Origin of the sequence: Qipengyuania flava (assembly GCF_019448255.1) — a bacterium.
Lineage (GTDB): Bacteria > Pseudomonadota > Alphaproteobacteria > Sphingomonadales > Sphingomonadaceae > Qipengyuania > Qipengyuania flava_A.
The window spans coordinates 2,074,589-2,093,617 of the sequence record NZ_CP080410.1 but is presented as its reverse complement, the minus strand read 5'-3'; the positions used below and the strand labels follow the sequence as shown (position 1 = coordinate 2,093,617).

Genomic DNA, 19,029 nt, shown 5'->3' with positions numbered 1-19,029 from the left:
TATCCGGATAGCCGCCCGGACGCGAGGCTAATCCCCGGGCGATTATCTCACTGCCCTTGCAGGTTGCGCTCGGGAGGCAATCAGCCCTCGGCCGTCACATACATGAGGATCGAGAAGAGCGAGATGCTCAGCATGAAAAACAGGCCGCTGGTGAGATAGAGGAAATACAGCTTGCCCAGCGGTATGCGGACGCGTTTCTGGAGGTAATCGAACAGGGGGGTGTCCTCATCGCCTTTCTCCGGGTCTGCGCTGTCCTTTTGAACAGCGCTTTCCTCTGTCCGCTGGAGTTCCAGCACGGGCGCGGGGTCGGACTGACCGGCGAGGTCGGGATAGGCAATCGGCAGCGGCGCGGCGCTGGCGCGATAGTCGCGGATCGGGATGTAGATGTAGAGCCCGTGGTCAGGGGGATTGCGGGTGTAGGTCTTGGCATAGACTTCCGACAGCATGCGCCGCAAGCGCGAGACCTGGACACGGGGGTAGCTGTCGTCGCCGTCGCTGGGCTTGTCGAGACCGGCCTCGGCCACCTCGTACTGCGAAATCGGATCGCTTGACGCGAGGGACCGTTCCACCAGAAAGGACAGCAGCTTCTTGCCCACGGGCGAGCTTTTGAGCGGTTCGATCAGCGACAGCCGACCGACCTCCTTTCGCATGAAATCGGCAAGCAGCGGACTGCCTGTCATCGCGAAGGTTTCGATCACTCCATCCCGGACCATAGAATCACCCAATACTTTCTGGCTTAAACTCTCTCCATTCCGTCCATCGGCGCGTTGAAGGCCCTCTAAGCCTTACATGCTGGCGTTCAGCGCGTGGCATCCCTTTGAATTACAGCGCGATAGGCTGGAATCCCTTACCGCACTTGTACGTATGCGTCACTTTCCGAGTTGTTCCCCGGTTTCTTGCAACTAGGGTGTTTCACGTAGGTTACGCAGCAGAAAACCGTGAATCGCGGTCAAATACTGGTTCTGCAAATTGAGACCGTTCATTGGTAGGATTACGGAAAGCAGGGACAATAACCCGCCTCCGAGTTCTTCGAACGCTGGTCATTTAACATATGACGGGTCGCAACGCCTCGCTTTCGGGTCGCGGGGCCTGGAAAGCTTGGGAGTTGTGTTTGTGTCGTTCATGAAGTTGTTGCCGGAAGTATCGGGCAGGATGGCGGACCCGGCCGCGCCGCGTGCAGCGGGTGGTCAGCCGGCAGCCAGCGCGCTGGACCTTGCCACCCGGAACGGGGCGGTGAAGGTCATGCGGCCCTGCGGTATCGAGCTGGGGGACAAGGTTTTGCCAGGCATCCTGCGTGCGCTGTCGCACCAGGGCGGGCAGATCGAGGTCCTCCACCCCATCGAACCGGGAACCCGCATCGCCTATTTCGCCGACGGCGACCGCGCGCTTCCGGCCCATGTCCTGTGGGCCGAGCGCGGGCTGATCGGCTTTCGCAACCTGCGCCCGATCCAACCGCGCCACAGCCTGCGCCCGCGCTGCGCCCGCATTCCCTGCAGCATCCCGGTGGAGGTCGAGGCCGGGGGCGGCCTGCACCGGGCCCGGATCGTCAACGCCTCCATGCGCGGCGTGCAGCTGCTCGACCTGCCGCCGACCGAATTCGACACGCCGCTCATCGTCCGCAGCGAAGACGGGCGCAGCTTCAGCGGCGTCACGCGCTGGCACCGCGCGGGCCGCACGGGCGTCTACCTGCGCAGCGCGATGGGCCTGCCCGACCTCACCGAGCTGATCGAAACCCAGTTTCCCGAGAGCGAGCGGGGTGAGGCGCAAGCCCGGGTCCGCACGGGCGACAGCCCGCCGGACAATCGCATCTCGGACCGCCAGCTCGCCTATTGGAAGGATGTTCTCCACGGATAGACAAGGATCCACAAACACGCCGCCCGGCCCCCTGGGACAGTTCCAAACTTCGCAAGAAGAGTCCCGCTTTCACCGGGTGGCGCAGCGCCGGTATGCCGGACGGAAAGCCACGATCTCCTAACCAAGCGCTTTCCCGATGGGCCATGCCGGACATCGAAGCCGGGCCGACGGGTCCGGTCACAGGGGCCGCGTCGACGGGCGCGGCCCCTTTTCCGTGCGCGCTGCCTCTCGACAGGGGAGGGGCGCTATTCGCGGGTGAGGGCGAAGAAGGCGTCGCGGTCGGCGTCGATTTCGCGCTGTTCGGCCTCGGACGGGGTGAGCTCGCCCAGGAGCAGCATCTTGCGCCGCTGGACCTCGAAGCGAAGGTTCAGCCGGTGGAGGAAATCGTCCGATTCCTCGTAAGGGTCCTTCGCTGGCGAGGGTTCGGGCGAGGGCGCAGGCGCGGCGCCCTTCATCCCCACGGCCACGCGCTGCACGCCGTAGGTCTGCGGCAGGCGGTGGGCGAGGAGGAAGCGCAGCAGCGCGTTGTCGGGCTTGTCCCAATGGCCGAGGATTTCCCCGCCGGAGACGATCGGCGTGCGCGTGCCGAGCATGGCGCGCTCCATCGCCAGGTCCTCGAGCCGCCGCGCCCCGCGCTCCACCGCCGCGTCCCAGGCCTCGGCAAACCCCTCCGCCCCGGGCCGCGCGCGCAGCTTGTAGAGCGCCTCGATGCTCTTCCCGATCCGCTTGGCCGCGACCTTGACGATGCCGGTGGCCGCCAGCGTGGCGACGAACCGGCGCTGGAGATCGGGCGTGATCGAATTGCGGCGCGGCTGCGTGTGGAGGAACGGCTCGAACGCCAGCAAGGGATCATCGGCCCCCGGCTCCTCGCCGACAAAGGCGACGGCGGAGGTCGCCTGGCGGGGAGTGGCGCGGGTGGGGGCAGGGCGGTCTGAACTCATGGCCCACCCCAAAATGCATATTCCAGAGGAGTAGGAAAATGGTTTCTTGAGGCCGCAAGCATAAGCCCTTTGATGAGAGCAGAATTAGCTTGTCTTACGACAAATTGTAAAGTGACGAATAAATGAGAGATGAATTCGCCTTCGGAACAGGGAATAGCGAGACTTATCGCATGGAATGAGGAGAAAAGTGTGCCAGATTATTGAATTCGATTGATCGCGATGCGAAGAAGATAGAATACCGAGAAAGTGCGGAGGTAAGTATGCGCAGTTGGAATGAAGATCTATTTGAGCGTCGACAACTAGCTCAAGATCTGATTGCCTACTGCAAGACTGTCTCTCGACACGGGACACTCCTTGATGGGGACCGGTCGCTAGTCGTTGCGGTGGATGCGGACTACGGTATTGGAAAAAGCTTCTTTCTCCGAGGTCTTGAGCTTGAGTTGGAGGGGGGCAACCCGGTCGCGTTCATAGACGCTTGGAGCGGCGATCTTCTCGATGATCCTCTGACAGCGATTGCGTCTGTGTTGAAGCGATCAATTGGATCACAGATTGCCAAAGACGATAAGGTGAAGGCGAAGTGGCTGGAGTTTGCTTCGAAAGCCGGACGGGTAATGATTATCGGAGGCAAGGGTGCGTTAAAGCGCGGGGCGCAGCTAGCTGTCACTCAAGGAGCGGTTGAGGGAATTTCGCAGGTTTTAAGTGGTGCTTCAGAAGGGGTGATGGATGATGTGGAAGATGCGATTGATGATGCCGTCAAGGACTCGATCGAGGAGTTTGATCGAGAGCTGAAGGCAATCGACTCGAATAAAATAATCTCTGCGAGAATTACCGAATTCGAATCTGGCGTAAGAGCTATCGAAGATATGAAAAGGTCGCTCGCGGCCTTGGTTGCTTCACTTAGTGAAGGGAGTGACGGTAAATCGATTTTTATTATCGTCGACGAGCTAGATCGTTGCCGTCCTTCTTATGCGATAAAATTCCTTGAAGAGATAAGGCACTTGTTTGGTGTTCCGGGTGTCGTCTTCATTCTCGGCGTGAATTCCGACCAGCTAGGAAAGGCGGTCTCTGGTCTCTACGGAAATCGCTTTGATGGAGGTGCGTATCTGCAGCGCTTCATCGACCGCAGGATTAATCTGCCATTCCCTCCGCTAACCGCGCTTGTGCAGAAACTCTTTTCCCGCCTGCAAGATGGTGAGTGTCTTGCCTTCCCCAAGATCAATGATGCAAATCGGCGCGAGATTGGTCGAGACCAATACATTTCTTCCCTGCTAAGTTTCTACAACGTTTCCCCAAGAGATGTTTTTAAGTTTTTTGACATGCTGCAGACGTCTATCGCGATATTAAGAAATGATGACATTGAGGCAATTCATCTAACTGAAACAATTTGTAGAAATATTGTCGGTGAAGACAGGGCGGAGGGTCGAAATTGGTCATTCGGATTCGGCAACAGTATTAGGCAATTTAAATGGGTTGAAGCTGATTCTGTCATTAGAGTTCTTGGGGATATTTACCGGCATTCGGATCGCGATGCGATGCGTGTTGCCGGTGACTCGGAGGACCCAATGTATGAGTACATTTCTTGGTTCTTGGGTAAGACCAATCTCCGGGCATCCCCAACGAATTATCCGAACTTGTTGAACGATGTCGCCGCGTTGACAGGGGAGGATTGACCGTTCCTCCACCCTTGACCCATCCCCCCTCCCGCACTATGTGCGCGCCCATCCGGTGTAGGGTCCGCCTTGTGCGATTCCCTCCAACGGGCAGATAGAGCTGAACATTGCCGGTCATGTCCCGGGGCTCCCCTTTTACCAGGCGGGCCCTTTTCTATTGCAGCGAAAGCTGGGGGCAGCCGTCAAAGTAACCCGGTGGCCGTGTGGGCCGATGGGTGGAGCGTTTCAGGCTCGTGCGATCACGCCGCCCCGGTGCTTTTCCAGCGCCGCGCGCGAGCCAGGCACGAACCCGACGCATCGCCGATCAACCCGCTAGTCGCCACTTAGTATGCTGATCCATCCGGGCGCAAAACCGGTGCCCACTTTTGCTGATGGGTCAGTCCAAACGGTGAAGAGAAGAGTATTCTATGCCGACGATTAACCAGCTGGTCCGCAAGGGCCGCGTTCCGCAGAAGGCCAAGAGCAAGGTCCCTGCAATGGAGCAGAACCCGCAGAAGCGCGGCGTTTGCACCCGCGTCTACACGACGACCCCGAAGAAGCCGAACTCGGCTCTGCGCAAGGTCGCCAAGGTTCGCCTGACGAACCAGCGCGAAGTCATCTCCTACATCCCGGGCGAAGGCCACAACCTGCAGGAGCACTCCGTTGTGCTCATCCGCGGCGGCCGTGTTCGCGACCTTCCCGGCGTCCGCTACCACGTCCTTCGCGGCGTGCTCGACACGCAGGGCGTGAAGGACCGCAAGCAGAGCCGTTCGAAGTACGGCGCCAAGCGTCCGAAGTAAGGGATTTTTGTTGGGTGCGCTGACGACATCCGTCGTCAGCTTCGGCACCGGCCCGCTCCCCCACCCGGCCACCCAAGGCATTATCCTCATAGGGTAGCCGGGTGGGGAAGCGGACCGGAACCGAAGGCCCAAGGTTTCAACGCGGGGACAGTCCTCTCCTCCGCCCGGACACCATACGAAGGTAGTGTCCTGGTGGCCGGCCAAAGGGCCGGAGACTCGGAGAGGGCTGGCACCGCAAGGCGGATCGGATGATCCGCCGCACTCCAAAGGAGTTTAAAAAGATGTCACGTCGTCGTCGTCCCGAGAAGCGGGAAATCCTGCCTGATCCGAAGTTCGGTGATCAGGTCCTGTCGAAGTTCATGAACAACCTCATGCTCGACGGTAAGAAGGCTGTTGCCGAAGGGATCGTCTATTCGGCCCTCGATACGGTCGAAGCCAAGGCCAAGTCGAACCCGGTGGAACTGTTCCACGCAGCGCTCGACAACATCAAGCCGCAGGTCGAAGTGCGCAGCCGCCGCGTCGGTGGTGCGACCTACCAGGTGCCGGTCGAGGTTCGCCCCGAGCGTGCCCAGGCCCTCGCGATCCGCTGGCTGATCTCGGCCGCGCGCGGTCGTCCGGAAACCACCATGTCGGCGCGCCTGTCGGGCGAGCTCATGGATGCGGCCAACAACCGCGGCAACGCGGTCAAGAAGCGCGAAGACACGCACCGCATGGCGGACGCGAACCGCGCCTTCTCGCACTACCGCTGGTAAGGCTCGGCCGGTGGCTGGTTCCGCGAATGGGCGGAACGGTCACCGGGCGGTCACATTGATCATCAAAGGGGTGGCGGCACGTCACTCCCCCTCACGAGGAATTCCACATGGCACGCGAATATCCGCTGGAGCGGTACCGCAACATCGGCATCATGGCCCACATCGATGCCGGCAAGACCACCACGACCGAGCGTATCCTCTACTACACCGGCAAGTCCTACAAGATCGGCGAAGTCCACGACGGCGCTGCGACCATGGACTGGATGGAGCAGGAGCAGGAACGCGGCATCACCATCACCTCGGCTGCGACGACCACCTTCTGGTCGGCCGAAGACGGTGAAGGTCCCAAGCACCGCATCAACATCATCGACACGCCCGGCCACGTCGACTTCACCATCGAAGTTGAACGCTCGCTGCGCGTGCTCGACGGCGCCGTCGCCGTTTTTGATGGAGTCGCCGGCGTAGAACCCCAATCCGAAACCGTCTGGCGCCAGGCCGACAAGTACGGCGTTCCCCGCATGTGCTTCGTCAACAAGCTCGACCGCACCGGCGCTGACTTCTACTACTGCGTGCAGTCGATCATCGACCGCCTCGGCGCGAACCCGCTGGTCCTCTATCTCCCGATCGGCGCGGAAAGCGACCTTCAGGGCGTTGTCGACCTCGTCAACATGCGCGGCATCGTCTGGGAAAACGAAAACCTGGGCGCGACGTTCAACTACGTCGACATCCCGGCCGACCTGGCTGACAAGGCTGCCGAATACCGCGAAAAGCTGGTGGAAACGGCTGTCGAGCAGGACGACGACGTGATGGAAGCGTATCTGGAAGGCGAAGAGCCCGACGCCGCGACCCTCAAGCGTCTCATCCGCAAGGGCACCATGGAGCGCGCGTTCGTTCCCGTGCTGTGCGGCTCGGCGTTCAAGAACAAGGGCGTTCAGCCCCTGCTCGACGCGGTTGTCGACTACATGCCGTCGCCGCTCGACGTTCCGGCCATCAAGGGCGTCCTGCCCGATAGCGACGAAGAACAGACCCGTCCGTCGTCGGACGAAGCTCCGTTCTCGGCTCTAGCCTTCAAGATCATGAACGACCCGTTCGTCGGCTCGCTCACCTTCACCCGCATCTATTCGGGCCAGCTGACCAAGGGCAGCGTCCTGAACTCGGTGAAGGACAAGAAGGAAAAGATCGGCCGCATGCTGCTCATGCACTCGAACAACCGCGAAGACATCGATGAAGCCTTTGCCGGCGACATCGTTGCTATCGCCGGCCTCAAGGAAACGACCACCGGCGACACGCTGTGTGACGCTTCGAAGCCGATCATCCTCGAGCGCATGGAATTCCCCGAGCCGGTGATCGAACTGTCGGTGGAACCGAAGACCAAGGCCGACCAGGAAAAGATGGGCGTCGCCCTCAACCGCCTGGCCGCCGAGGATCCGAGCTTCCGCGTTTCGACCGACCACGAGTCGGGTCAGACGATCATCAAGGGCATGGGCGAGCTTCACCTCGACATCCTCGTCGATCGCATGAAGCGCGAATTCAAGGTCGAAGCCAACGTCGGCGCTCCGCAGGTCGCCTATCGCGAATACCTGAGCAAGCCGGTGGACGTGGACTACACCCACAAGAAGCAGTCGGGTGGTTCGGGTCAGTTCGGCCGCGTCAAGCTCAAGGTCACCCCGGGTGAGCGCGGGCAGGGCTTCGTGTTCGAAGACGAGATCAAGGGTGGTAACATTCCGAAGGAATACATCCCCGCGATCGAAAAGGGTCTGCGCGAGCAGGCCGAGAGCGGTCACCTGGTCGGCTTCCCGATCATCGACTTCACCGTCAACCTTTACGACGGTGCGTACCACGACGTCGACTCGAGCGCGATCGCGTTCGAAATCGCCGGTCGCGGTGCGATGCGCGAAGTGGCCGAGCGTTCGGGCATCAAGCTGCTCGAACCGATCATGAAGGTCGAGGTCGTGACCCCCGAGGATTACCTCGGTGACGTCATCGGCGACCTCAACTCGCGTCGTGGCCAGATCCAGGGCACCGACAGCCGCGGCAACGCCCAGGCAGTCGAAGCCTTCGTGCCGCTCGCGAACATGTTCGGCTACGTCAACGAGCTGCGTTCGTTCACGCAGGGTCGTGCGCAGTACTCGATGCAGTTCAGCCACTACGACGAAGTGCCGGCAAACGTCGCGCAGGAAGTCAAGGAGAAGCTTGCGTAAGCCAGCTTTGAGGTCTAGGGGCGGCGCCTGATTCCGCGGGCGCCGTTTCCTCCCCGCAGAAATCCCAAATTTTAAGACAGAGGTTATTGGAAAATGGCGAAGGAAAAGTTCGAGCGTAACAAGCCGCACGTCAACGTTGGCACCATCGGTCACGTCGACCATGGTAAGACCACGCTGACCGCGGCGATCACCAAGGTTCTCGGTTCGGCCGTCGACTTTGCAAACATCGACAAGGCTCCCGAAGAGCGCGAGCGCGGCATCACGATCTCGACCGCACACGTCGAGTACGAGACCGACAACCGTCACTACGCTCACGTCGACTGCCCGGGTCACGCCGACTACGTGAAGAACATGATCACCGGTGCTGCCCAGATGGACGGCGCTATCCTGGTCGTGAACGCTGCTGACGGCCCGATGCCGCAGACCCGCGAGCACATCCTGCTCTCGCGTCAGGTCGGCGTTCCGGCTCTGGTCGTGTACATGAACAAGGTCGACCAGGTCGACGACGAGGAAATCCTCGAGCTCGTCGAACTGGAAGTCCGTGAACTCCTCAGCGAGTACGGCTTCGACGGCGACAACATTCCGATCGTCAAGGGTTCGGCTCTGGCCGCTCTCGAAGGTCGCGATCCGGAAATCGGCGAAAACTCGATCAAGGAACTGATGGACGCCGTTGACGCGAACATCCCCGAGCCCGACCGTCCGGTCGACCAGGCCTTCCTGATGCCGATTGAAGACGTCTTCTCGATCTCGGGTCGTGGTACGGTTGTCACCGGCCGTGTCGAAACCGGCATCGTGAACGTTGGCGACGAAGTTGAAATCGTCGGCATCAAGGACACCACCAAGACGACCGTCACCGGCGTTGAAATGTTCCGCAAGCTGCTCGACTCGGGCCAGGCTGGCGACAACATCGGCGCCCTGATCCGCGGCGTTGGCCGTGACGAAGTCGAGCGTGGCCAGGTTCTCGCGAAGCCGGGTTCGGTTACCCCGCACACCGAGTTCAGCGCAGAAGTCTACGTCCTGTCGAAGGACGAAGGCGGCCGTCACACGCCGTTCTTCGCGAACTACCGTCCGCAGTTCTACTTCCGCACCACCGACGTCACCGGCGAAGTGATCCTTCCCGAAGGCACCGAAATGGTGATGCCGGGCGACAACGTGACGATCAACGTCAAGCTGATCGCTCCGATCGCCATGGACGAAGGTCTGCGCTTCGCAATCCGCGAAGGCGGCCGCACCGTCGGCTCGGGCGTTGTTGCGAAGATCACCAAGTAATCTTCGCGCTTCGGCGCTTTGAAAAACGTGGGCCCGCCTCTCCAATCCGGAGGGGCGGGCCTTCGCTTTAAGTGAGGGCAGTCAAACCACGCGAATGCACGGTTTGTCGCGTCACAATCCGTCACATGGAAATGGGCGGAAAACGGGGGTTGCCAGATACGGGAGTCATCCGTATATGCGCGCCCACAGACGGGGATTCGTCCCCGACACACAATTTCAGTAGGGCCGCCCACTGACGGGAAACCGATGTGGGGCAGGCCTTTGTTTTTTGAGGGGCGGGAACGCTCCTTTGGCTCTTTCGCATCGGTGTAGGTAATGGAAGCTCAGAATATCCGCATTCGCCTCAAGGCGTTCGACCATCGCGTTCTCGACCAGGCAACTGGCGAAATCGCAGACACCGCGCGTCGTACGGGTGCTCTTATTCGTGGCCCCATTCCCATGCCGACGCGTATCGAGAAGTTCACCGTGAACCGCGGCCCGCACATCGACAAGAAGTCGCGCGAGCAGTTCGAGGTGCGCACCTACAAGCGGCTGCTCGACATCGTGCAGCCCAACGCCCAGACCGTCGACGCGCTGATGAAGCTCGACCTCGCTGCGGGCGTGAACGTGGAAATCAAGCTCGCCTAAATCGCGATTTGGTTTCCGTCCTCCTGCCGGACGTTAAGCGGGCAGGGAAGTTAAGGGGCGCTCGATAGCCCCGCCCGATCGCGAGATCAGGCAAGACATCGGGATACCGCCGGATCTGATCCGGGTCTGCGTCCCCCGTCTCGCTACCAAGGCTTTCCAGGCTGCGGTGGCACTCAGCCCGGACGGGGCGACGCATCATAAAACGGGCTGGCAAGCACCTCGGATGGGCCGGGGTGCCTCTGTTTAGGAGTTTTACGATGCGCACTGGCGTTATCGCAAAGAAAGTCGGGATGACCCGCCTCTTCCAGGAGGACGGTCGGCACGTGCCGGTCACCGTTCTCGCTCTGGAAAACTGCCAGGTCACTGCTCACCGCACCGAAGAGCGCGATGGTTATTTCGCGGTCCAGGTCGGTTCGGGCGAAGCCAAGCAGAAGAACGTGAACAAGCCGCAGCGCGAAGCCTTTGCCAAGGCCGAGGTTCCGCTGAAGATGAAGGTCGCCGAATTCCGCGTCGACACCGAAGAGGCGCTGCTTCCGGTCGGTGCCCGCATTTCGGCAGAGCACTTCATTGCCGGCCAGAAGGTCGACATCACCGGCCACACCCAGGGTAAGGGCTTTGCCGGCGCCATGAAGCGTTGGGGCTTCGGCGGTCTGCGCGCCACCCACGGTGTTTCGCTCTCGCACCGCTCGCACGGTTCGACGGGTAACCGTCAAGATCCGGGCCGCGTGTTCAAGGGCAAGAAGATGGCTGGCCACATGGGCGACCGTCAGCGCACCCAGCAGAACCTCGAAATCGTGCGCACCGACGCCGACCGCGGCCTCCTCTTCGTCAAGGGCTCGGTCCCGGGTGCGAAGAATGGCTGGCTGCTGGTCAAGGACGCGGTCAAGATCAACCACGAGGAACTGCCGTTCCCGGGCGTGATGTACCGCAACCAGGAAGAGTTCGCTTCGGAAGATGCGGCACCGGGCCTGGTCGAGAGCGCCGCCGAGCACGAAGTGGGTACCGAAGTTTCCGCCGAGCAGCAGGAAAAGCTGGCTGCCGAGCAGGAAGCCGGTGCTGACACCGAAACCACCACCGATACGCCCGCAGCCGACACCGGCTCGGACGAGAACAAGGAGGGCTGATCCGTGAAGGTGAAGGTCCAGAAAATCGACGGCAAGGCGTCGGGCGACATCGAACTTAACGATGACGTGTTCGGTCTCGAGCCGCGTGCCGATATCCTGCATCGGGTTGTCACCTGGCAGCTCGAAAACCGCCGCGGCACCGCCCGCCCGACGCGTGAGCGTTCGGACGTTGCGCGTACCGGCAAGAAGTGGGGTCGCCAGAAGGGCGGCGGCACGGCTCGTCACGGCGACCGCGGCGCTCCGATCTTCATCGGCGGCGGCAAGGCTCACGGTGCGCGCAAGCGTGACTTCGAGCAGTCGCTGAACAAGAAGGTCCGCGCTCTCGGTCTGAAAATGGCTCTTTCGAGCAAGGCGAAGGACGGCCTCGTCGTCGTCGACAGCCTCGAGCTCAAGGACGCCAAGACCAAGGCTCTCAAGGGTCACTTCGACAAGGCTGGCTGGAACGGCAAGGTCCTCGTGATCGACGGCGAAAGCGTCAACGACGGTTTCAGCAAGGCTGCCCGTAACCTGCCCGGCGTCAATGTGCTGCCGGCCATGGGCGCCAACGTCTACGACATCCTGAAGCACGACACGCTGGTCCTCACCAAGGACGCGGTCGAAAAGCTGGAGGCCCGTTTCAATGGCTAAGAAGCAGGAAGTGGAAGCGCGTCACTACGACGTCGTGCTCGCACCGCACATCACCGAGAAGGCAACCCTGGCGTCGGAAAACAACGCCGTGGTCTTCAAGGTCGCCAACGACGCCACCAAGCCGCAGATCAAGGAAGCCGTCGAGGCGATCTTCGGTGTCAGCGTCACCGGCGTGAACACCATCAATGTGAAGGGCAAGACCAAGCGCTGGAAGGGCAAGCCCTACAAGCGCAACGACCTCAAGAAGGCCGTGGTCACCCTGAAGGACGGCGACTCGATCGACGTCACCAGCGGTATCTGAGGGGCTAGAGAGAAATGGCACTCAAGAACTACAAACCTACGAGCCCGGGCCGTCGCGGCCTGATCCTCGTCGACAAGTCGGGCCTCTACAAGGGCAAGCCGGTCAAGTCGCTCGTCGAAGGCAAGCGCAAGACCGGTGGCCGTAACAACAAGGGCCACGTCACTTCGCGCGGCATGGCCGGTGGCCACAAGCAGAAGTACCGCTACGTCGACTTCAAGCGTCGCAAGTGGGACGTCGAAGGCACTGTCGAGCGTCTGGAATACGACCCGAACCGCACCGCGTTCATCGCGCTGGTGAAGTACGACGACGGCGAACTGGCTTACATCCTTGCCCCGCAGCGTCTCGCTGTCGGCGACAAGGTGATCGCTGCCGAAAAGGCCGACACCAAGCCTGGCAACGCCATGCTGCTGGGTCAGATGCCGGTCGGCACGATCTGCCACAACGTCGAAATGAAGCCGGGCAAGGGCGGTCAGATCGCTCGCGCCGCTGGTTCCTATGTCCAGCTCGTCGGTCGTGACCGCGGCATGGTCATCGTGCGTCTGAACAGCGGTGAGCAGCGTTACCTGCGCGCCGATTGCATGGGTACGGTTGGCGCGGTTTCGAACCCCGACAACCAGAACCAGAACCTGGGCAAGGCCGGTCGTCGCCGTTGGATGGGCATCAAGCCGCTGACGCGCGGTGTCGCCAAGAACCCGGTCGACCACCCGCACGGTGGTGGTGAAGGCCGCACCAGCGGTGGCCGTCACCCGGTTACGCCGTGGGGCAAGCCGACCAAGGGCGCCCGCACCCGCAAGAACAAGCAGACGGACAAGATGATCATCCGTTCGCGCCACGCGAAGAAGAAGAGGTAATCCGACATGGCTCGTTCCGTCTGGAAAGGTCCGTTCGTCGAGCTCAGCCTTCTGAAGAAGGCCGAGACCGCTCAGGACGCTGGTGGCTCCAAGCCGATCAAAACCTGGTCGCGCCGTTCCACCATCCTGCCGCAGTTCGTTGGTCTGACGTTCAACGTCTACAACGGTCACAAGTTCATCCCGGTCTCCGTTTCGGAAGAGATGGTCGGCCACAAGCTCGGTGAATTCGCGCCCACGCGCACCTTCCCGGGTCACGCCGCCGACAAGAAGGGTAAGCGCTGATGAGCAAGCAGAAGGCACCCCGTCGCGTTGCCGACAACGAGGCGCTCGCCGTCGGGACCACGATCCGTGGTTCGGCGCAGAAGCTCAACCTCGTCGCCGGCCTGATCCGCGGCAAGAAGGCCGAAGAGGCCATGAACATCCTCGCGTTCTCGAAGAAGGCGATGGCGAAGGACGCCAGCAAGGTGCTCGCTTCGGCGATCGCCAACGCGGAAAACAACCACAACCTCGATGTCGACGCCCTGGTCGTCGCTGAGGCTTCGGTCGGCAAGTCGATCACGATGAAGCGTTTCCACACCCGTGGTCGCGGCAAGTCGACGCGCATCCTGAAGCCGTTCAGCCGCCTGCGCATCGTCGTTCGCGAAGAGGAAGAGGCGTAAGATGGGCCATAAGAGCAACCCGATCGGTCTGCGCCTGCAGATCAACCGCACCTGGGACAGCCGCTGGTACGCCGAAGGGCGTGACTACGCCAAGCTGCTCAGCGAAGACGTCGAGATCCGCAAGTACATCGTCGAGAACCTGCCGCAGGCAGCGATCTCGAAGGTGGTGATCGAGCGTCCGGCGAAGCTGTGCCGCATTTCGATCTACGCAGCCCGTCCCGGTGTGATCATCGGCAAGAAGGGCGCGGACATCGAGAAGCTGCGCGCCAAGCTGTCGACCATGACCGAAAGCGAAGTGAAGCTGAACATCGTCGAAATCCGCAAGCCGGAAATCGACGCCAAGCTCGTCGCCCAGGGCATCGCCGACCAGCTGATCCGCCGCGTCGCTTTCCGCCGCGCCATGAAGCGTGCCGTGCAGTCGGCTCTGCGTCTCGGCGCAGAAGGCATCAAGATCACCTGCGGCGGCCGTCTCGGCGGCGCAGAGATCGCTCGCGTCGAATGGTACCGCGAAGGCCGTGTGCCGCTGCACACCCTGCGCGCCAACATCGACTACGCGGAAGCCGAAGCGCTGACCGCCTACGGGATCATCGGCATCAAGTGCTGGATCTTCAAGGGCGAGATCATGGCGCATGACCCGACCGCCCAGGACCGCCTGATGATGGAAGCCCAGACCTCGGGCGTCCGTCCGGCGCGCTGATTGCAGGATTAGGAAAGAACCATGCTGCAACCGAAGAAAACCAAGTACCGCAAGGCGTTCAAGGGCAAGATCCATGGCAACGCCAAGGGCGGCACCACGCTGAACTTCGGGTCGTACGGCCTGAAGGCGATGGAACCGGAGCGTATCACTGCGCGCCAGATCGAAGCGGCTCGCCGTGCGATCACCCGTCACATCAAGCGCCAGGGTCGCCTGTGGATCCGCGTCTTCCCGGACGTTCCGGTGTCGAAGAAGCCTGCCGAAGTCCGTCAGGGTAAGGGCAAGGGTTCGGTCGAATACTGGGCCGCTCGCGTGAAGCCGGGCCGCATCCTGTTCGAACTCGACGGCGTTGCCGGCCCGCTGGCCGCCGAAGCGTTCGAGCGCGCAGCAATGAAGCTGCCGATCAAGACCAAGGTCGTTGCCCGCCTGGGCGACACCTCGCACCTCGGAGGCGAATGATGGCCAAGACTGAAGACCTGCGCCAGAAGTCGGACGACCAGCTGGCCGAAGAGCTGACGACGCTCAAGCGCGAGCAGTTCAACCTCCGCTTCCAGGCGGCGACGAACCAGCTCGAAGCCCCGGCTCGCATCCGCGAAGTGCGCCGCACGATCGCCAAGATCAAGACGCTGCAGAGCGAGCGTTCGCGCTCGGCTGAAGCGAAGGCCTAAGGAGTAGACCATGCCCAAGCGTATCCTGATCGGGACCGTCACCTCCGACAAGACCGACAAGACCGTGACCGTGCTCGTCGAGCGTAAGGTGAAGCACCCCCTCTACGGGAAGATCATCCGTCGCTCGAAGAAGTACCACGCCCACGACGAGAAGAACGAGTTCACCCTCGGCGACGTCGTGCGCATCGAAGAAACGAAGCCGATCTCCAAGACCAAGACCTGGCAGGTGATCGATCGCGTTACCGCAGGTGGCACGCAGGCTGTCGAGGCTGACCTCGACGTCGAAGCCGCCGGTAACTGAGCCAAGTTTGACGTAGGAACTGCCGGGCACCTGTCCCGGCAAGCCATTGAGAAGGAACCGGATCGATGATCCAGATGCAATCCAATCTCGACGTCGCGGACAACAGCGGCGCAAAGCGCGTCCAGTGCATCAAGGTACTGGGCGGCTCGAAGCGCCGGACTGCCTCCGTGGGCGACGTGATCGTGGTTTCCGTCAAGGAAGCCCAGCCGCGCACCAAGGTGAAGAAGGGCGATGTCCATCGCGCTGTCATCGTGCGCACGAAGAAGGACGTTCGCCGCCCCGATGGCAGCGTGATCCGCTTCGACAGCAACGCCGCGGTGCTCGTGAACAAGAGCGAAGAGCCGATCGGTACCCGTATCTTCGGCCCGGTGGTGCGCGAACTGCGCGGCCGCGGCTTCATGAAGATCATCTCGCTTGCTCCGGAGGTGCTGTAATGGCCGCCGCTAAGATCAAGAAGGGTGACAGCGTCGTCGTCCTGTCCGGCAAGGACAAGGGCAAGACCGGCACCGTCGCGAAGGTCATGCCGAAAGACGGCAAGGTCGTCGTCGAAGGCGTGAACGTCGCTGCCCGTCACCGCAAGCCGACCCAGCAGAACCCGCAGGGTGGCATCGACCGCTTCGAAGCGCCGATGTCCATCAGCAAGGTTGCGCTGGCCGATCCGAAGGATGGCAAGCCCACCCGCGTCCGTTTCGAAGAAAAGGACGGCAAGAAGGTGCGCGTCGCCGTTAAGTCCGGGGAGACCATCGATGGCTGATTACACGCCCCGCATGAAGCAGCGCTACGACGAGCAGATCGTCAAGGCGATGACCGAGAAGTTCGGCTACAAGAACCGTCTCGAAGTCCCGAAGCTGGAAAAGATCACGCTCAACATGGGCGTTGGCGAAGCCAGCCAGGACAAGAAGAAGGTCCAGACGGCCGCGGAAGAAATGGCTCTGATCGCTGGTCAGAAGCCCGTTATCACCAAGGCAAAGAAGTCGATCGCGCAGTTCAAACTGCGTGAAGGCATGCCGATCGGCTGCAAGGTCACCCTGCGCCGCGACCGCATGTACGAGTTCATGGATCGTCTGGTGACCGTGGCCATGCCGCGCATCCGCGACTTCCGTGGCCTCAACCCGAAGTCGTTCGACGGCCGTGGCAACTACGCCATGGGCCTGAAGGAACAGATCATCTTCCCCGAAATCTCGTACGACCAGATCGACAAGGTCCGGGGGATGGACATCATCGTAACCACCACGGCGAAGACCGACGAAGAGGCGCGCGAGCTTCTCAAGCTGTTCGGTTTCCCGTTCCCGGCTGAAAAGTCGGAAGAGAAGGAGGCGGCGTGAGCCGCTAATAGAGGAACTTAAGTCCAATGGCGAAACTGAGTTCGATCAACAAGAACGAGCGTCGCAAGAAGCTCGTCAAGCAGTATGCGGACAAGTACGCGAAGCTGAAGGCTATCGCGAACGACGAAAGCCTCGACGAGACCGAGCGTCTGATCGCTCGCCTCAAGATGGCGGAACTGCCGCGCAACGCGAACCCGACCCGGGTGCGCAACCGCTGCTCCACCACCGGCCGCCCCCGCGGCTACTACCGCAAGTTCGGCCTCAACCGCATCGAACTGCGCGACCTCGGCAACAAGGGCCTGATTCCGGGCCTGACCAAGTCGAGCTGGTGAGGTAAAGACAGATGGCTATGACCGATCCCCTGGGTGATATGCTCACCCGCATCCGCAACGGCCAGCGCGCGAAGAAGGACAGCGTCCTTTCGCCCGCGTCGAAGCTGCGTGCAAACGTCCTCGAAGTGCTCCAGCGCGAAGGCTACATCCGTGGCTATAGCGACGACGCTTCGGGCAAGCACCCGCAGCTGCGGATCGAACTGAAGTATTTCGAGGGCGAACCTGCGATCAAGCACGTCGCTCGCGTCTCCAAGCCTGGCCGCCGCGTCTACTCGGGTTCGAAGGAACTCCCGGTTGTGCGCAATGGCCTCGGCATCACCATCGTCTCGACGCCGAAGGGCGTGCTTTCGGACAACGAAGCGCGCACCGAAAACGTCGGCGGCGAAGTGCTGGCGGAGGTGTTCTGATGAGCCGCATCGGCAAGAAGCCGGTGGCGATCCCTAGCGGCGTCACCGCCAACATCGAAAACGGCACGCTCAGCGTGAAGGGCCCCAAGGGCACTCTCACCATGGGTCTGTCGGATCTGATCGAGTACAAGCTCGAAGACGGCGAGATTTCGGTCAAGCCGGCCAACGACACCCGCGCCGCCCGCAACCACTGGGGTATGCAGCGCACGCTCGTGTCGAACCTGGTCGAAGGCGTGACCGAAGGCTTTACCAAGGTCCTCGAGATCAACGGTGTCGGTTACCGTGCGCAGGCGCAGGGCAAGAAGCTCAAGCTTCAGCTCGGCTTCAGCCACGACGTCGACCTCGATGTGCCGGAAGGCCTCGAGGTGAAGACGCCCGACCAGACCACCGTCGAGATCAGCGGTATCGACAAGCAGGCCGTGGGCCAGTTTGCGGCGAATGTCCGCAAGTGGCGCAAGCCCGAACCCTACAAGGGCAAGGGTATCAAGTACCGCGGCGAGTATATCTTCCGCAAGGAAGGGAAGAAGAAGTAAGATGGCAAAGCTCTCTCTCTTTGAACGCCGCCGTCGCCGTGTCCGCACCGCGCTCCGCAACGTGTCGGGTGGCAAGCCCCGCCTGTCGGTGCACCGCACCGGCCAGCACATCTACGCGCAGATCATCGACGATGCTGCCGGCAAGACCGTTGCCGCTGCCTCGACGCTGGGCGCGAAGGGCTCGGGCGCCAATGTCGAAGCCGCCAAGAAGGTCGGTAGCGACATCGCTGCTGCTGCCAAGAAGGCCGGCGTGACCACCGTCGTGTTCGATCGCGGTGGCTTCCTGTTCCATGGCCGCGTCAAGGCGCTGGCCGACGCCGCTCGCGAAGGCGGGCTGGAGTTCTGATGATGGCTGACGAAAACAAGACCGAAGAAGCCGTGACGGCTGAAACCGCACCTGCGGTGACCAACGAGCAGCCGGCTGTGGCCGACACGCCGTCGGAAGCAGCGGCCAACCAGTCGCCCGCACAGGGCGACGAAGGCCAGCCTCGCCAGGGCCGTGGCCGTGGTGGCAACCGTGATGGCGGCCGTGGCCGTGGTCGTGGTCGCCGTGACGACCGTCGCCGCGAGGAAGAAGATGATGGCATCATCGAAAAGCTCGTCCACATCAACCGCGTCAGCAAGACGGTGAAGGGCGGTAAGCGCTTCGGTTTCGCTGCTCTCGTGGTTGTCGGCGACGGCCAGGGCCGTGTCGGCTTTGGCAAGGGCAAGGCCCGCGAAGTGCCTGAGGCGATCAGCAAGGCGACTGCCGCTGCGCGCAAGAAGATGATCCGCGTTCCGCTGAAGGAGGGCCGTACCCTCCATCACGACGGCAAGGGTCACTTCGGTGCCGGCAAGGTCACCGTTCGCACCGCGCCTCCGGGTACCGGCATCATCGCCGGTGGTCCGATGCGTGCCGTGTTCGAGAGCCTCGGCGTTGCCGACGTGGTGACCAAGTCGGTCGGCACCTCGAACCCCTACAACATGATCCGCGCCACCTTTGACGCGCTGACCGACCAGACTTCGCCGAAGTCGGTTGCCCAGCGTCGCGGCAAGAAGGTCGCCGACCTTCTCGGTCGCGGTGGCGCATCGGAGGCCGAGGCTGAAGCCGACGCCGCCGCAATCGCGGAGTAAG

27 protein-coding genes are annotated in these 19,029 nt (G+C 61.8%); 25 read left to right on the top strand and 2 right to left on the bottom strand.

Features of this window, described 5'->3' with window-relative positions; genetic code table 11:
* Positions 1–80: 80 nt before the first annotated feature.
* Entirely contained in the window at positions 81–680 is a 600-nt protein-coding gene (locus tag KUV82_RS10345; protein WP_219954196.1) for a hypothetical protein, read from the bottom strand.
* 442 nt (positions 681–1,122) lie between these two features.
* On the opposite strand from KUV82_RS10345, the gene KUV82_RS10340 reads away from it, so the two are divergent.
* Entirely contained in the window at positions 1,123–1,854 is a 732-nt protein-coding gene (locus tag KUV82_RS10340; protein WP_219954195.1) for a PilZ domain-containing protein, read from the top strand.
* A 245-nt stretch (positions 1,855–2,099) separates the two neighbouring features.
* Here the strand turns inward: KUV82_RS10340 and KUV82_RS10335 are convergent, their stop codons facing one another.
* On the bottom strand, positions 2,100–2,795 hold the full coding sequence (locus KUV82_RS10335) for a hypothetical protein (protein ID WP_258319722.1): 696 nt from the start codon (positions 2,793–2,795) through the stop codon (positions 2,100–2,102).
* A gap of 200 nt (positions 2,796–2,995) precedes the next feature.
* Between KUV82_RS10335 and KUV82_RS10330 the strand changes: the two genes are divergently transcribed.
* The 24 genes from KUV82_RS10330 (at position 2,996) to rpsE (ending at position 19,028) form a co-directional block, all read left to right on the top strand.
* Positions 2,996–4,465 carry a KAP family P-loop NTPase fold protein gene (locus tag KUV82_RS10330; RefSeq protein ID WP_219954194.1) on the top strand — a complete coding sequence of 490 codons (1,470 nt, stop codon included), beginning with the start codon at positions 2,996–2,998 and terminating at the stop codon, positions 4,463–4,465.
* Positions 4,466–4,872: 407 nt separating this feature from the next.
* Positions 4,873–5,244, top strand: coding sequence for a 30S ribosomal protein S12 (gene rpsL, locus KUV82_RS10325; protein ID WP_006831873.1), 372 nt, complete (start codon positions 4,873–4,875; stop codon positions 5,242–5,244).
* Positions 5,245–5,525: 281 nt separating this feature from the next.
* The gene (rpsG, locus tag KUV82_RS10320; protein WP_219954193.1) at positions 5,526–5,996 is read left to right on the top strand and encodes a 30S ribosomal protein S7; all 471 of its coding nucleotides are present in this window, start codon (positions 5,526–5,528) and stop codon (positions 5,994–5,996) included.
* 107 nt (positions 5,997–6,103) lie between these two features.
* On the top strand, positions 6,104–8,197 hold the full coding sequence (gene fusA / locus KUV82_RS10315; RefSeq protein WP_219954192.1) for an elongation factor G: 2,094 nt from the start codon (positions 6,104–6,106) through the stop codon (positions 8,195–8,197).
* Between the two features lie 93 nt (positions 8,198–8,290).
* On the top strand, positions 8,291–9,466 hold the full coding sequence (tuf, locus tag KUV82_RS10310) for an elongation factor Tu (protein ID WP_219954191.1): 1,176 nt from the start codon (positions 8,291–8,293) through the stop codon (positions 9,464–9,466).
* A gap of 315 nt (positions 9,467–9,781) precedes the next feature.
* Positions 9,782–10,093, top strand: coding sequence for a 30S ribosomal protein S10 (rpsJ, locus tag KUV82_RS10305; RefSeq protein ID WP_006831877.1), 312 nt, complete (start codon positions 9,782–9,784; stop codon positions 10,091–10,093).
* 257 nt (positions 10,094–10,350) lie between these two features.
* Positions 10,351–11,217 (top strand): 50S ribosomal protein L3, encoded by an 867-nt coding sequence (gene rplC / locus KUV82_RS10300; RefSeq protein ID WP_219954190.1) that lies wholly within the window; start codon positions 10,351–10,353, stop codon positions 11,215–11,217.
* A 3-nt stretch (positions 11,218–11,220) separates the two neighbouring features.
* The gene (gene rplD, locus KUV82_RS10295) at positions 11,221–11,844 is read left to right on the top strand and encodes a 50S ribosomal protein L4 (RefSeq protein ID WP_219954189.1); all 624 of its coding nucleotides are present in this window, start codon (positions 11,221–11,223) and stop codon (positions 11,842–11,844) included.
* Positions 11,837–12,145, top strand: coding sequence for a 50S ribosomal protein L23 (locus tag KUV82_RS10290; RefSeq protein ID WP_067690130.1), 309 nt, complete (start codon positions 11,837–11,839; stop codon positions 12,143–12,145). Before rplD ends, KUV82_RS10290 begins: the two co-directional genes overlap by 8 nt.
* Before the next feature lie 14 nt (positions 12,146–12,159).
* Positions 12,160–12,996, top strand: a complete 837-nt coding sequence (gene rplB / locus KUV82_RS10285) for a 50S ribosomal protein L2 (RefSeq protein WP_067464765.1) — start codon at positions 12,160–12,162, stop codon at positions 12,994–12,996.
* Between the two features lie 6 nt (positions 12,997–13,002).
* Entirely contained in the window at positions 13,003–13,278 is a 276-nt protein-coding gene (gene rpsS / locus KUV82_RS10280; RefSeq protein ID WP_050599053.1) for a 30S ribosomal protein S19, read from the top strand.
* The gene (gene rplV, locus KUV82_RS10275; protein ID WP_219954188.1) at positions 13,278–13,655 is read left to right on the top strand and encodes a 50S ribosomal protein L22; all 378 of its coding nucleotides are present in this window, start codon (positions 13,278–13,280) and stop codon (positions 13,653–13,655) included. Before rpsS ends, rplV begins: the two co-directional genes overlap by 1 nt.
* 1 nt (position 13,656) lies before the next feature.
* Positions 13,657–14,352, top strand: coding sequence for a 30S ribosomal protein S3 (gene rpsC, locus KUV82_RS10270; protein WP_219954187.1), 696 nt, complete (start codon positions 13,657–13,659; stop codon positions 14,350–14,352).
* Positions 14,353–14,373: 21 nt separating this feature from the next.
* Positions 14,374–14,808, top strand: coding sequence for a 50S ribosomal protein L16 (gene rplP, locus KUV82_RS10265; RefSeq protein WP_219954186.1), 435 nt, complete (start codon positions 14,374–14,376; stop codon positions 14,806–14,808).
* Entirely contained in the window at positions 14,808–15,017 is a 210-nt protein-coding gene (rpmC, locus tag KUV82_RS10260) for a 50S ribosomal protein L29 (RefSeq protein WP_067464826.1), read from the top strand. Before rplP ends, rpmC begins: the two co-directional genes overlap by 1 nt.
* Before the next feature lie 10 nt (positions 15,018–15,027).
* A complete protein-coding gene (gene rpsQ, locus KUV82_RS10255) occupies positions 15,028–15,318 on the top strand; it encodes a 30S ribosomal protein S17 (protein ID WP_219954185.1) in 291 nt (96 codons plus the stop codon).
* Positions 15,319–15,383: 65 nt separating this feature from the next.
* Positions 15,384–15,752 (top strand): 50S ribosomal protein L14, encoded by a 369-nt coding sequence (gene rplN / locus KUV82_RS10250; RefSeq protein WP_067464754.1) that lies wholly within the window; start codon positions 15,384–15,386, stop codon positions 15,750–15,752.
* Positions 15,752–16,072 carry a 50S ribosomal protein L24 gene (gene rplX / locus KUV82_RS10245; RefSeq protein WP_067464752.1) on the top strand — a complete coding sequence of 107 codons (321 nt, stop codon included), beginning with the start codon at positions 15,752–15,754 and terminating at the stop codon, positions 16,070–16,072. The genes rplN and rplX overlap by 1 nt, the downstream gene beginning before the upstream one ends.
* Positions 16,065–16,643, top strand: coding sequence for a 50S ribosomal protein L5 (gene rplE, locus KUV82_RS10240; protein ID WP_219954184.1), 579 nt, complete (start codon positions 16,065–16,067; stop codon positions 16,641–16,643). The genes rplX and rplE overlap by 8 nt, the downstream gene beginning before the upstream one ends.
* Before the next feature lie 26 nt (positions 16,644–16,669).
* Entirely contained in the window at positions 16,670–16,975 is a 306-nt protein-coding gene (gene rpsN, locus KUV82_RS10235) for a 30S ribosomal protein S14 (protein WP_219954183.1), read from the top strand.
* Between the two features lie 11 nt (positions 16,976–16,986).
* Positions 16,987–17,382, top strand: coding sequence for a 30S ribosomal protein S8 (gene rpsH, locus KUV82_RS10230; RefSeq protein ID WP_219954182.1), 396 nt, complete (start codon positions 16,987–16,989; stop codon positions 17,380–17,382).
* On the top strand, positions 17,382–17,915 hold the full coding sequence (gene rplF / locus KUV82_RS10225; RefSeq protein WP_219954181.1) for a 50S ribosomal protein L6: 534 nt from the start codon (positions 17,382–17,384) through the stop codon (positions 17,913–17,915). The genes rpsH and rplF overlap by 1 nt, the downstream gene beginning before the upstream one ends.
* 1 nt (position 17,916) lies before the next feature.
* A complete protein-coding gene (rplR, locus tag KUV82_RS10220; RefSeq protein ID WP_219954180.1) occupies positions 17,917–18,261 on the top strand; it encodes a 50S ribosomal protein L18 in 345 nt (114 codons plus the stop codon).
* Positions 18,261–19,028, top strand: coding sequence for a 30S ribosomal protein S5 (gene rpsE, locus KUV82_RS10215; RefSeq protein ID WP_258319721.1), 768 nt, complete (start codon positions 18,261–18,263; stop codon positions 19,026–19,028). The genes rplR and rpsE overlap by 1 nt, the downstream gene beginning before the upstream one ends.
* Position 19,029 lies beyond the last annotated feature (1 nt).